The sequence below is a fragment of the Rummeliibacillus sp. TYF-LIM-RU47 genome, from assembly GCF_008638315.1.
In the GTDB taxonomy this organism is placed as follows: domain Bacteria; phylum Bacillota; class Bacilli; order Bacillales_A; family Planococcaceae; genus Rummeliibacillus; species Rummeliibacillus stabekisii.
In genome coordinates, this window is the sequence record NZ_VVIR01000001.1 from 1954778 (window position 1) to 1968781 (window position 14004).

General features: G+C 40.0%; 13 protein-coding genes. 1 reads left to right on the forward strand and 12 read right to left on the reverse strand.

The features are described from left to right. Nucleotides 1–100 precede the first annotated feature (100 nt). The 3 genes from F0527_RS09845 to F0527_RS09855 form a co-directional block, all read right to left on the reverse strand. Nucleotides 101–1516: a S8 family serine peptidase gene (locus F0527_RS09845; RefSeq protein WP_150284690.1), complete on the reverse strand. Its 1416-nt coding sequence runs from the start codon at nt 1514–1516 to the stop codon at nt 101–103. A gap of 133 nt (nt 1517–1649) precedes the next feature. Continuing rightward, the gene (secDF, locus tag F0527_RS09850; protein WP_150284691.1) at nt 1650–3917 is read right to left on the reverse strand and encodes a protein translocase subunit SecDF; all 2268 of its coding nucleotides are present in this window, start codon (nt 3915–3917) and stop codon (nt 1650–1652) included. A gap of 547 nt (nt 3918–4464) precedes the next feature. Further along, nucleotides 4465–4764, reverse strand: a complete 300-nt coding sequence (locus tag F0527_RS09855; RefSeq protein ID WP_066788457.1) for a post-transcriptional regulator — start codon at nt 4762–4764, stop codon at nt 4465–4467. An 83-nt stretch (nt 4765–4847) separates the two neighbouring features. Here F0527_RS09855 and F0527_RS09860 point away from each other — a divergent pair, with 83 nt between their 5' ends. After that, nucleotides 4848–6365, forward strand: coding sequence for a putative polysaccharide biosynthesis protein (locus F0527_RS09860; RefSeq protein ID WP_150284692.1), 1518 nt, complete (start codon nt 4848–4850; stop codon nt 6363–6365). Here F0527_RS09860 and F0527_RS09865 read toward each other — a convergent pair. The 9 genes from F0527_RS09865 to F0527_RS09905 all read right to left on the reverse strand — a co-directional run bounded on the left by F0527_RS09865 (nt 6360) and on the right by F0527_RS09905 (nt 13886). Beyond that, entirely contained in the window at nt 6360–6992 is a 633-nt protein-coding gene (locus F0527_RS09865) for a DUF421 domain-containing protein (protein ID WP_150284693.1), read from the reverse strand. The two genes, F0527_RS09860 and F0527_RS09865, sit on opposite strands and share 6 nt — an antisense overlap. 45 nt (nt 6993–7037) lie before the next feature. Continuing rightward, nucleotides 7038–7268 carry a hypothetical protein gene (locus F0527_RS09870; protein ID WP_150284694.1) on the reverse strand — a complete coding sequence of 77 codons (231 nt, stop codon included), beginning with the start codon at nt 7266–7268 and terminating at the stop codon, nt 7038–7040. A 135-nt stretch (nt 7269–7403) separates the two neighbouring features. Continuing rightward, nucleotides 7404–7676 (reverse strand): preprotein translocase subunit YajC, encoded by a 273-nt coding sequence (gene yajC / locus F0527_RS09875; RefSeq protein ID WP_066788467.1) that lies wholly within the window; start codon nt 7674–7676, stop codon nt 7404–7406. Between the two features lie 44 nt (nt 7677–7720). Next, on the reverse strand, nt 7721–8863 hold the full coding sequence (gene tgt / locus F0527_RS09880) for a tRNA guanosine(34) transglycosylase Tgt (RefSeq protein WP_147195784.1): 1143 nt from the start codon (nt 8861–8863) through the stop codon (nt 7721–7723). Nucleotides 8864–8866: 3 nt separating this feature from the next. Then, nucleotides 8867–9916, reverse strand: coding sequence for a tRNA preQ1(34) S-adenosylmethionine ribosyltransferase-isomerase QueA (gene queA, locus F0527_RS09885; RefSeq protein ID WP_150284695.1), 1050 nt, complete (start codon nt 9914–9916; stop codon nt 8867–8869). 19 nt (nt 9917–9935) lie between these two features. Then, entirely contained in the window at nt 9936–10940 is a 1005-nt protein-coding gene (gene ruvB / locus F0527_RS09890) for a Holliday junction branch migration DNA helicase RuvB (protein ID WP_147195788.1), read from the reverse strand. A 19-nt stretch (nt 10941–10959) separates the two neighbouring features. Continuing rightward, entirely contained in the window at nt 10960–11580 is a 621-nt protein-coding gene (ruvA, locus tag F0527_RS09895) for a Holliday junction branch migration protein RuvA (protein WP_150284696.1), read from the reverse strand. A 125-nt stretch (nt 11581–11705) separates the two neighbouring features. Beyond that, nucleotides 11706–12566 (reverse strand): phosphotransferase, encoded by an 861-nt coding sequence (locus F0527_RS09900; protein WP_150284697.1) that lies wholly within the window; start codon nt 12564–12566, stop codon nt 11706–11708. Beyond that, nucleotides 12567–13886, reverse strand: coding sequence for a LysM peptidoglycan-binding domain-containing protein (locus F0527_RS09905; RefSeq protein ID WP_150284698.1), 1320 nt, complete (start codon nt 13884–13886; stop codon nt 12567–12569). Between the last annotated feature and the right edge of the window lie 118 nt (nt 13887–14004).

The following is a 14004-nucleotide window of genomic DNA, read 5'->3' on the forward strand; positions in this document are numbered from 1 at the left end:
TATTATACAGAAGAAAGCTTATAGATTGAAAGCAGAATGGCCAAAATAAGACCTCTATATGCTAGAGTTATCACTCTTGTACCAATACTAAAATTACCTGTTAGGATTGCGTATGGAATGTCTTTTCAACTCCAGGCGATAGCCTTCCATCATTCCCTCTTGTCTTGATTTGCACTTTATAAGTCGTTTTTTTCTTCAAATTAGTGATTTTATAGCGATCTGCATTGATAGTTTTCACATAGCTTCCGTTTAAGTAAATACGGTAGTTTCCACTTTCGCTATTCAGACTTTTAGGTGCTTTGATTACAGCTACTGCAGAAGAGCTGGTAATATTGCTTATCTGTATATCCTGTACGTCATTCGGCAGAGGATGACTGAAATCAATCAATCCAAAGCCATAGAAAGGATCCTTCCCCTTTACACCCAAATCAATTGTATAGTCCCGTAGAGCTTTCCTTAATTGACTACTGGTCGCGCGGGGATATTGTTGCTTTAGTAATGCGAGAAAACCAGTCACATGTGGCGTGGCAAATGATGTGCCTGAACCTAATCTTCTATTTCCTTGCAGATCAGTAGAATAAACACTGTTACCAGGTGCTGCAAACTCTATCTGTGTACCCGTATTCGAAAAAGGTGAAATAAGGCTTTGCTTGTCTATGGATGAGACGGCAATGACTTGGCTATAACGTGCAGGATATTCAACATTTTTTCCATTTCCATCATTCCCCGTTGCTGCCACTAAGATGATACCTGCTTTTGATGTTTTTGCAATAGCATTCCGTAAAATAGCATCATCCATTTTCATACCAAGTGATAGATTTACAATATCTATTTTATGTGCAATTGACCAATCAAGCGCTTTTAATATTGCCTGAATGGGGGCTCCATCAGGTTTAAAAACTTTTAAACTGTATAGTGACATATCCGGCGCAACACCTAATAAGCTATTTCTTACATTACCTAATAGAATGCCTGCGATGAAGGTACCATGGCCATCGTTATCATAAGGAGAACTTTCGTCTATTAAAGTTGAACGTACATCCTGAACGAATGAATAGCGATATACATTTGGCCAATTGACTTTGGAGGTCACCCCTGTATCTATGAGTGCAACTTTTACACTTTTACCACTAAGTCCATTCGTCCATGCATTGCTTGCATGGATTAAAGACATATTCCAATTAAGTGCTGATGGTACCTCACTGCCTTGTTTTTTCTCCGGCATTGAAAAGAGATGTGTATCCTTTTTCAATGTTTCCACTTTTACGATTGAGGAGCTCTTTTTGAGTTTTCTTATATCTGCTTTATTAAAAGTGCCAGCAATTGTCTGTAAGTGATGATAATTTTGGTCTACATGCTTTGCTGCAGTTAAAACCTGTTTTTCTCCAACTGAGTTGCGATAAATAATCATAGCTTGTTGAGTTGTAGGATTGCTTGCCTTTGCCAAATAAGGAAAGCCTAGAATTAAAAGCGCGATTGTATTCAATAAACTGATGAGCAATCTATTATTCTTCATAGTGTAGTCTCCTATTTTTGGGTATAGCGTCAAGCTCGATTATAAAACAACTCCAGTAAAAACGTTATAAAAATTTATAGAAATATAAAAAAATCCATCCACCTGATCATCATCAAGTGGAAGGATTAAAATTTTACACAACAGGCTCGTCTGTGCCCCATTGTTTTTTCTTTTTGCCTACATCTACATTACCTTTTTTCTTCATCTCACGCACCTTCAATACATACCAAACTTGTGCAGCGATATAGATGGAAGAGTAGATACCTGTAATTAAACCGATCAATAAAGCGATCGAGAACGTAGTGATAGAGCTTGCGCCGAAAATCATTAACGCAACTACAACGATAATTACGGTTAATACTGTATTTACAGAACGTCCTAATGTTTGACGAAGTGATTTGTTTACAATATGCGCCAACTCATCTGGACTCTTAATTTTATTCACACGGTGCAAGTTTTCACGAATCCGGTCAAATGTAACGATGGTGTCATTAATCGAATAACCGACAATAGTCAGTACTGCTGCGATAAATGTAATATCTACTTCTATACGGAATAAACTAAAGATCGCCACCATAAAGAATACATCATGCAATAGCGAGACAATCGCACCAACACCCATTCGCCATTCAAATCGGAATGCAACGTAGATTATTATGCCGATCGCTGCATAGATTAATGCTTTGATCGCATTTTTCATCAGTTCTTGTCCGATTGTAGGGGACACGGTACTGATTGCTGGCTCATGGCCAAATTCTTTCTTGAAGTCCGCTTTCATCTGTTTCACTTCATCTTTTGTGAAGTCATCTTTATAACGGATAACAGCTCGGTCATTCTTACCAGAAATTACGATATCATCCGACTTGAAACCTTCCTTATCAAGATACGACTTCACACCATCTTTTGTGAGAGAATGCTCTGATTGGACCTCTACACGAGAACCGTGAGAGAAGTCAATACCTAGATTCAAACGGAAAATGCCTAACACAATCATCCCTGCAATGATTAAAACTGCTGACAAAGCAAAGAATTTATTGCGGTTGTGCACAAAATCGAAACGGTCAAAACGTGTTGTTAAATCAAGTGTATCCACGCCTTCTTCAATTTTATGAACGCGTTTTGGATTAACGCCGAACCATCGAACTTTTCCATCTAAGTAGCCGCTGTTCACCAGTAATCCTAATAAGATACGTGTACCCCATACTGCAGTCAAGAAGCTGACTAGAATAGAAATGATTAATGTTGTCGCAAAGCCTTTTACAGAGCTTACACCTAAGGCAAATAACACGCCAGCTGCAAGCAATGTCGTAATATTGGCATCAAAAATAGCTGTAAACGAAGATTTAGAACCTGATTTAAATGCGGCTTTGACTGTTTTGCCGACACGAAGTTCTTCTTTAATCCGCTCATACATAAGGATATTAGCATCGACAGCCATACCTATCCCAAGCACTAACGCTGCGATGCCCGGCAATGTCAATACAGCATTGATCCAATCAAAAATAACTAATGTGATAAATGTAAAGATCAGTAGCGTAATGTCTGCTACTAAACCTGGTAAACGGTAGACTAATAGCATAAAGATAAAGATAACTGCTACACCAATGACACTAGCCAATACCGTGCTTTTTAGCGCTTCATCACCGAACTGTGCTCCCACTGAAGTGGAGTACATTTCTTTCAGCTTCGCTGGTAGAGCACCGGCATTCAAAATACCTGCTAAGTCTTTCGTTTCTTGTACAGTAAAGCTCCCAGTAATTTGGACATCTTTAGAGTTGATTTCCTTTGTTACTTGTGGAGCAGAAACGAATTGCGGATCTGCTTTAACAGCTTCTTTCTTATAAGAAGACTTGCCTTCTTCAAAGTCTAGCCAAATGACTAATAAGTTATTTGGTGTACCCATTGCTGCAATTTTGCTCGTAACTTGTCCGAATTTATCCGGATCTTTCAGTTTCAGGGTAACCATTGGACGGCCCTGTTCATCAAAAGATGGCTTAGCACCGCCTTGTTGAAGGTCATTCCCGTCAAGCAATACTTTGTCATTCACATCGCGGAAAGTAAGATTTGCCTGATTAGATAATACATCACGCGCTGACTCTTGGTCCTTGACGCCCGCTAATTGAACGCGGATTCGGTCGCCGCTTTCTATTTGGATGCTCGGTTCACTTACGCCGAGAACATTGACACGCCTGCTGATCGCATCAGCAGTAGCTTTGACATCACTTTCAGTGATTTTTTGTCCCTTTTTCAGCGGCTCAACTTGATAAAGCACCTCGAATCCACCTTGCAAGTCTAGGCCTAAGTTAATGTTACTTAGTACGCCTTTTACGGTCGTTCCCATAAGAGAGCCGATTACAACGACAATCAGTAGAAACGCGACGATTCGGCTTTTCAATTTCATTAAAACTTCCTCCTAATAAAGTGAAACTTTAATCAGCAAAGGTTTAATCTCTACTGATTGATTAGTTGAACCAATCGGGCATGAGTGGGCCACTTTCTTTGACAAAACTCTTATATTTACTGTTTTGAGAAAGCACAAAGTACCCAGTCATGCGGAAACACTTGCAGTAAAATTACTGACCGAAGCAAACGAATCATAAGTTATGTATGGTTGTGCATATGTCCATTACTACTTTGTATAAAAGTTTGTCCTAGTTCAAAACAAATGCACAATTACGCGATTGATCCACCACTTAAGCAGCATTCTCTGTAATTTTCCTTCTATTGTTTCGTTTTCTCAATTTGAATGTATAACACGTTTATTATGAAACACGATTGCCTACCTGTCAAATCAATCTTCGATACTTTCTGTCATTTTAGAAGGAGTTTTAGCAATATCCATGTTATTTTGACATACAGATAAAGGAAAAATATCGTCAATGAAATTTTTCATTTCAACACTATAAATGGAGCATAAAACCTCATTCAAAGGTATAAACCCCATTTATCTATCTTCCAATTAATAGTTTTAATTCATCCTCATTAATTGGGGCAAACCAATTTGAGGTTTTTAGTTCTTCCACTTGGCTAAAGGTCATATACTGAGCAGCAGTTAAAGAAAAAATATCTGCAATTACCTTATGCAAAGCTAAATCTGCTTCGCTATATTTTTTCCACTTTTTCAATACTAAATAACGCCAAATATCTTGCTCTGTAATACTTTTTAAACCTTCCATACGAAAATCAGCTTTCCTCATAGCTAACACAGGCATTACTTTATTAAATAGTTTTTCATATTGAACTACCAAACTACTCACGCCCTTTCAAGTTTTGAACGTACAAGTTTAAATTTACTATTTTGCAGAATGTATTGATAGAAAGAAGGGAACTTATGACATCATTTTTTCATGGCACCTTTTTATTGATGGGCGCCGTACTACTATCTAAACTATTAGGTTTTTTGTATCGTATGCAATTTATGCGCGTTGCAGGCGAAGAAGCTGTCGGCGTTTATATGACCGCCTATCCCGCATTTATCTTTTTCTTATCCCTAGTACAGCTCGGCATCCCGATTGCCATCGCTAAAATTGTCGCTGAATTAGAAGCAAAGGGAAAGCGTTTGGAAATCAGCAAGTTGATGCGTACTTCTAGGCTGTTAAGTTATTTATCTATTTTGCTTTTCTTCCCCATCATCATGTTTGCAGTACCTTATATCGCAAAAGATTTATTGCATGATCCAAAAGTGGCCATGCTATTATATGTCTCTTTATTTACCGTGCCGCTCTCTATGGCGTCTGCACTTTTAAAAGGTTTATTCCAAGGACTTGCTCGCATAGGTGAAACTGCATGGAGCCAAACACTTGAGCAAATTATCCGCATCGCCATGATCACATGGCTTTTGCCTTACGGGGTAAACCAAGAATCTCCTGCGCTCACAGCTACTTACGCAATGGTCATTACTGGACTTGCTGAGGCGGTAGCATTACTTTACTTATACTGGAAATACCTCCATGCGAAGAGAAAAGGAATTATTGTTGGATCGAAAGGCTACTCTTCTCCAAAACCAATACTTGGCATTGCATTGCCTTCTACAGGCAGTCGCCTTTTTGGTTCATTTACTTGGTTTTTAGAACCAATTGTCTTTTTAAAGGCCCTTACAATAGCTGGTTTAACAGCTGCTGCTGCCACGAAGCAATATGGCATTATTTCAGGTGTTCATATACCATTACTATTATTCCCTGCCTTTATTCCTGCAGCCTTAGCTGTTGTGCTGATTCCAGCTGTCAGCGATGCTGTAGCCAGAGGAATGAATTCTCTATTAAGAGAACGAGTCCATATCGCGCTTAGGTTGTCGACTATCGTCGGTTGTTTTAGCGCTGTTTTCTTTTATCTTTATGGGGATGCTTTAGCCGTGAAACTTTTTAATTTATCTGAAGACAGAGGCTATATGAAAATTTTAGCACCTATTTTTTTCTTTTACTATATACAAAGCCCACTGAATTCTATCTTGCAGGCTTTAGATGAAGCTAAAGCAGCGATGATGAACTCTGTGTATGGCGGCATCGGAAAGCTGGTTGTCATGCTCGCGCTTGCTTCCCAGCCGCAAATAGCTGAAACCGGCGCCATTATTGCCATTGGATTTGGTGTACTCATTACTTCATTTTTGCATATTGCAACAATTCGAAAAAAGAAATTTGTGGATACAGGTTTTAAGCTAGTCATTATCCCTTATTGGGCATCTGTGTTGATAGTTATTTTCCGAGAATACATCCTGCCGACAGACCAATTGAATCTTTGGATGAATTGTTCTATTACACTTGGCTTAGTTTTTGTTGTCTTAATGCTCGCTGACCAAATCCGCGTCAACGATTTCCGCTACTTAACAAAAACAATACGCAGAAGACTATGATTTTAATTGAACATGAAGGGAATCATCTTCAAAACAGCAGTAGAATATATCCTTTGGATTTTTGTATCCAGCTTCCTCTAATTTTTTTATAAGCCAAGATTTATCTTTCTGTATAAGGATGAGATGCTTTGTCTGTATTTCGCCATCAACGATGAGCGGCAATATAGGATGCATCTCACCTTTTTTAAATACAGCTAAATTTCCCGATGATTCTAAAAAGGCATAGGCCACACTCTGGATCGATCCTATTTGCTGTTCTCGCAATTGCTGAAATAAATCATCTAAATTATACCGCTGCTTTTTCATTTCCTTTTCCTGAAGCACCCCATCTCGAATAATGAGAGTGGGATCTCCATCAATGATATCTCGAACATTTTTAAACTTCAGAGAGATAAAGGAAATGACCACCTGCAGCACAAGCAAAACGATCATAGGCAGCAACGACTCGAAAAAGTTTCTCTTCTTATCCTCCACTGCAAATGCAGCTACTTCTGTTAATAATATAAATACGACTAAATCAATCATACTTAATTCGCCAACTTCACGTTTTCCCATTAGCTTAATTATAATGATAAGAATAAAGTAAAGAAGGAACATACGAAAAGAAACAACCATTAAATCGTTCAATCTTATGACCCCTTTTATTCTTTATACTTTGCATTTCCCGTAAAATTATTCATTCAAAAATATATAGAAGGCTGTCACTACGAGAGCGGCAATCAAGATAATAAAAATAATATATCCTAAAGAGCGAACCCACTTTGGCTTAGTTGGCATTTTCGGCTTTCTATTGCCAAATCTATTTTGGGCCATCCGTTGCTTAGCTGCTAATCTTTCGTGAATTGTATCATCATAGCCCATTTGCTGTGCTTTCTTTTTAGTATTCCATTGTTTTTTAGGCAAATAATCGCTTCCTTTAAAAAAGATGAATATGTTTATTATTCGACGTATAAAATAAAAAAGCCTTTATTTCTAAAGAAATAAAGGCTTTTTTTTTCATTATAAGCATTCCAAAAGCTACGCGTTTTATACACGAGACTACTTTACAGCAGCTGCATCATCTAAAACTTTGCCGATGGCTGCACGTTCAAAACGCATTTTTGTGCCATCTTCTACTTTTAGAACGACTGAAGCATCATCGATGGCTTCAACGATACCATGAAGCCCACCAATTGTTACAACTTTGTTTCCTTTTGCCAAGTTGCTTTGCATGTTTTGAGTGTTTTTACGCTGCTTTTGAGCAGGACGAATCAACATTAAATACATAAGCACGAAGATAATAATCATTGGTAGAAAAGCTTGTAATTGCATGTCCAAAAATCCCCCTTCTGTCTCTCTGTTTCATTATACTAGGTTTAGAAGTTTTTCGCATTTGGTTTATTAAAACCATATTGTTCGAAGAATTCTTCACGGAAATCGCCTAAGCGATCTTCGCGGATTGCTTGGCGCACTTGGCGCATTAAATCTTGCAAGAAATACAGATTGTGGTAACTTGTCAAACGAATGCCGAATGTCTCATCCGCTTTGATTAGATGCCGTATATATGCACGTGAGTAGTTTTTGCAAGTATAGCAATCACAGTTAGGATCAAGCGGTCCAAAATCGCGAGCAAATTTAGCATTTTTTATGACCAGTCTTCCTTGGCTTGTCATGCATGTACCATTACGGGCAATACGTGTTGGCAGTACACAGTCAAACATATCAATCCCACGAATAGCTCCATCTATCAATGAGTCAGGAGAACCCACGCCCATTAGGTAACGCGGCTTGTTTGTTGGTAAGAGCGGAGTTGTATATTCCAACATGCGATTCATAATATCCTTTGGCTCCCCAACGGATAATCCACCAATTGCATAGCCTGGGAAATCAAGCGAAACAAGATCCTTTGCAGACTGCTTACGAAGTTCTTCAAATTCCCCACCTTGAACAATACCGAATAAACCTTGATCCTGTGGTCTTGCATGCGCTTCTAAACATCTTTCAGCCCAACGTGATGTACGCTCAACAGATTTCTTCATATACTCAAAAGTTGCAGGATACGGAGGACATTCATCAAATGCCATCATAATATCAGAACCTAGAGCATTTTGGATTTCCATTGCTTTTTCTGGACTTAGGAATAGCTTATCACCATTTAAGTGATTACGGAAATGAACGCCTTCTTCTTCAATGCGGCGGATATCGCTTAAGCTAAATACTTGGAAGCCGCCAGAATCTGTTAATATAGCGCGATCCCAATTCATAAATTTGTGCAAGCCACCAGCCTCACGAATGATTTCATGGCCAGGACGCAGCCATAAATGATACGTGTTGCTCAAAATAATACCTGCACCCATTTCTTTTACTTCTTCTGGCGCCATCGTTTTGACAGACGCTTGTGTACCTACTGGCATAAATGCTGGTGTTTCAAAAGAACCATGCGGTGTATGCACGATGCCAAGACGTGCACCTGTTTGCTTATCTGTTTTAATAAGCTCATATCGAATTGCTTGAGACATAATTTAATTTCCTTTCTTTCTTTTAGGTCGGATGAACATGGCATCGCCAAAGCTGAAGAAACGATATTTGTTTTCTACAGCAATTTTATAAGCGTTCAGAACATTTTCTCTCCCTGCAAGGGCACTAATCATCATAACCAATGTAGACTTTGGCAAATGAAAATTCGTCACCATTCCGTCGACAGCAAGATATTCAAACCCTGGGTAAATGAATATGGTAGTCCAGCCAGACTCAGCGACTATATTTCCATTATTGCGATGTGCGATTGTTTCAAGTGTTCTAGTAGAAGTAGTACCTACAGCGATTACACGTCCGCCATTAGCCTGTGTTTCCTTAATAATGCTGGCTGTTTCTTCAGTTAAGTGATAGAATTCGGCGTGCATATCGTGTTCCTCAATATTCTCGACGCTTACTGGACGGAATGTTCCTATGCCAACGTGCAATGTCAAAAATGCAACTTTCACGCCTTTTTGTCGGATTTCCTCCAATAGTTCCTCTGTAAAGTGAAGTCCTGCTGTTGGTGCTGCTGCTGATCCAAGCTCTTTTGAATAAACCGTTTGGTAGCGCTCTTGGTCTTCTAATTTTTCATGTATATACGGCGGCAGTGGCATTGTTCCTAGTTTTTCTAAGATTTCAATAAAAATGCCTTCATATTCAAATTTAAACATTCGACCACCATGCGCCAACTCACCAGTACAAGTAGCTTTTAACAGACCCTCGCCAAAAGTAAGAACAGTTCCTACTTTTACGCGTTTTGCAGGTTTGACTAATGTTTCCCACTCATCATCGCTCGTTTGTTTTAACAATAATACCTCAATGTGGGCACCTGTTTCTTCTTTCACACCAATCAAACGGGCAGGAAGAACGCGTGTATCATTTAAGATTAAACAGTCTCCTTCTTGAAGTTCATTGACAATATCTCTGAAATGATGATGTGATACCTCGCCTGTTTCACGATCTAATACCATCAACCGGCTAGAAGTACGGTCTTCAAGTGGTACTTGGGCAATTAATTCTTCTGGTAATTCATAATCAAAGTCTTCTAATTTCATTTGTCTTTCCTTCTTTATATTAAGATTCTTGTGTTTTTTCGTAACCGAAATGACTATAGGCTAGAGCTGTAACGATTCGTCCTCTTGGTGTACGCTGAATAAAACCAATCTGCATTAAATAAGGTTCATAAACGTCTTCAATGGTCGTTGATTCCTCACCTATGCTTGCCGCAATCGTATCTAATCCGACCGGCCCGCCACGGAATCGTTCGATCATAGTTACTATCAATTTATGGTCTATATGGTCTAGTCCCAGTGGATCAACTTGCAGACGTTCTAATGCATCTTGTGATAGGAAGTGAGAGATTACCCCGTCTCCGATCACTTGGGCATAATCGCGTACCCTTTTTAACAAGCGATTGGCAATTCTCGGGGTCCCCCTTGATCGCCTTGCTAATTCGCCTGCAGCATTTTGGTCAATCACAACATCGAAGAGCTCTGCACTTCTGCACACTATTTCAGCTAAAGAATACTCATCATAGTAGTCTAATCGTAATAATACACCAAAACGGTCTCTAAGTGGAGCAGATAGCGCTCCTGCCCTAGTGGTAGCGCCAACTAATGTAAAAGGAGGCAAATCCAACCTAATAGATCTTGCTTCTGGCCCTTTACCGACCACAATATCCAAACAAAAGTCTTCCATTGCTGGATATAGGACCTCTTCTATTGCTCGAGGCAAACGATGAATCTCATCAATAAATAGCACATCGCCAGGCTCTAAGGAGCTCAAAATCGCCGCTAAGTCGCCAGGACGTTCAATAGCTGGACCGCTCGTCATTTTGATATTTGTACCCATTTCATTCGCAATGACAGCGGCTAAGGTTGTTTTCCCAAGCCCCGGAGGTCCATAAAGCAAGACATGGTCTAAGCTTTCTTCTCGCATTTTTGCCGCTTCGATAAAGATTTTTAGGTTGTCTTTGACCTTTTGCTGCCCAATATATTGTGCAAGATTTTGTGGGCGCAATGACAACTCCAAACCTTCATCAAACGCAGTAGCTTCGCTTGATACGACTCGTTCTTCCATTTTATTTACCTCCTATCCGTTATTGTTGTTTTAACAGTAACTTCAAAGCTTGTTTCATATAATCTTCTGTTGTATTTAAGCCATCATTATTTTCAAGCGGTATGCGAATTTTGGCTAATTCTTTTTCAGAATAACCTAATGCTGTAAGTGCTAGCAAAGCATCCTCTAACTCATCTTTATTATGGTGAACACCAAATAGCGGCAGTTCATCTTGAGCACTTGCTAATTCTATATTATCAAGCAGACTGCCAAGCTTTCCTTTTAGATCAAGTATCATCTGGCGAGCAGTTTTCTTCCCAACGCCAGGGAATTTAACAAGGAACTTCTCATCCTCTTGTTCTATCGCCTGGATAACTTGTTGTGGATTGCCACTAGCTAATATGGCAAGCGCTCCTTTTGGTCCAATACCGGACACTTGGATCAGCTTTCGAAATAACTCTCGCTCTTCTAATGATTGAAAGGCAAATAATAGCTGTGCATCTTCCCGTACATGCATATGTGTATAGAACTTCACATTAGCTTTGTCCATTTGAAAAGCAAACGGATTTGGCGTGAATAACTGCCAGCCAATCCCTTGCTGTTCAACGACAATATATTCGGGGGTAATGCGTGTAGCCGTGCCAATTATGTAGTCGTACATAACATTCTCCTTTTTGCGTAACGATATTCATTATAGCACTTTTAAACGGCGGATGCATGTTCGCCTTCGCCTTAAAAAAGATAGGCCATGAAAGACCTATCTTAAAATATAATAATATCATTATTTTACCTACCACAATCATACCATAATTTTGGCCAAGAAGAGAGCGCCACTTCCGTAAAGCGTAATAAATCCTCCACAAACGTTTGTTGCTTTTCATTTTCGACTGTTTTTACATACAACCATTCACGCAACAACTCATTCGGATAACGCAATGCTTGCAAATAGCTGTTAGGAAAGTCTGATAATAACGGCTGCTCTTTTAGGAGCAATTTTAAATTGTATTGGACATGCGGCAAAACGCGATGCATCCACATGATGAGCTCTTCTTCTGGGTGGCCGTACGCACAAAGGTCAAAATCGATCATGTAGTCTTTCCCTTTGGCATCTTTTAAAAAGTTATGGTGAACGACGTCCCCATGCAAAATTGTTTTTTTGCTTGTCAAAGGCTCTACATTTTGCAGTTCTTTGAGCGCTTTTCTTGCATAAAGAACAAGCTGGTCACATTTTTCGTTGCCTAAGTATATTGAGATTTTTGGAATATGCATAATGAATTTCTGAAGGCGTTCTTGCCACTTCAATTGCAAATCATAAGCAGGCAAATAATAATCAGCCTTAGACCAATTAATATTCTTCCCCGTTTTGTGCAATTGTTGAATGAGCTCAAGAGATTTTTTGCGATCTATTTTTGATTTATAGTTAAATCGCCGTGCGTTTTTCACCCATGGTTGGGTTAGAATATTATTTTCTAACTTTGTATTAGGTAACGTATGTGGAAATTCCATGTCAGCAAGCGTATCATGAACCGCTTTCACTTTTTTCGCAACCAGTATATGCTCATATTTTTTGACCATTACTTCTTTATTGCCCGCTTGACATTGCCAAACATTTTTTTTGATTCTTTTTTTTATTTGAAAATTGTTCAACTAATAGGTCTCATAACCCGCTTGCGGGAATTGTGGCGCATAGTATGGATGGTAGGAGTATCCTTGAGCCGATAAGCAAGCTGGACAGTTGCAAGCTCCATGCCATTGGTGAGGTGGCATTGGATAATACGGCATGGCTTGAGGCATAGCATAAGGATCGAACTGCCACTGCTGGTCATATTGAGGAGCCATATTTGGCGGCATGCCATTTTGCTCCATTTGCTGCGGGAATTGACCATAATGATCATGCCCATGGAAGTCATGGTGTTTTGGTGTATCTAGTGAAGATGATTCACATTCTTGAGTTTTTTCAGGCATTTGCCACTGTGGCATTGGTTGTGCCATTGGTTGTGCCATTGGCGGTCCCCACTGCGGTGCAGGCATTGGCCACGGCATCACTTGTTGTCCTCCGCCACAGCTTCTACAGCCACTTATGTTCTGTGGTGGCATTGGCACTGCATGCTGATCAAACGTTGTTGATTCACACTCCCTTGTAGATTCCGGCATTTGCCACTGTGGCTGCATTGGTCCCATCCAATGGGGTGCAGGTGCATGCCAAATCGGCTGTATCGGCATTGGCATCATTGGATGGCTACCTCCGCAACCACAACTGCTGCAGAAATGTGGGAACGGTTTTGGCATTGGCATTATAGGGTGGCAAGGTTGATATACCTCTTCCTTACATCCTTCATATTTTGGAGGCAGTGGGGGTTGAGGTAAGTATGGCATTACAGGCGGTACTGGAGGTAAGCTTGGTTTGTACTCCACTACCTCTCTTTTCGGTTGAATGATGAATTGTTCTTCATGTTGCTCAATGATCTCCACTCTAGCTCTTACAGGTCGACTTTCTTCAAACGGGTGTGGATGAGGCATTGGCACTGGCTCCGGTGGAGGTACTGGTACCGGAACTGGAATAGGAACCGGAACTTCTTTTTCTTTAACAGGCATCGGCGGCTTTGGCGGCATTACTTTCGGTTGTTCTTTTGGCTTTGGAACATGATGCTCTTTTGGTTGTTCCTTTGGTCTTGGTACATGGTGCTCTTTTGGCGGCAACACCGTTTGTTCCTTCGGGGGGACAACCGGCAGCTCTTTTGGCTGGTGTGGCACCTCTTTTACTCTCGGCATTTCTTTCACCGGCGGTGTGTGGTGCTCTTTTGGCACCTCTTTTTTTGGTTCAGGCAGGAATAGCTCCATACCAGGAACAATATAGTCAGGATTCGCTAGATGGGCGTTTAATCGTTTTAATTCTTCAAAGGAAATGCCGTATTGCCTCGCAATTTTCCACAATGTATCGCCCTTTTTGACAGTATGAACGCGCACGTTTTTCCTCCTTCCGTCTCCTTACCATATGAAAAGCATCGGGAATTGGACACTTAATTCGTCATTTGAATGGCCTTTCATGTTACACTATGCAACAAATCGACAAACTAGAAGAAAT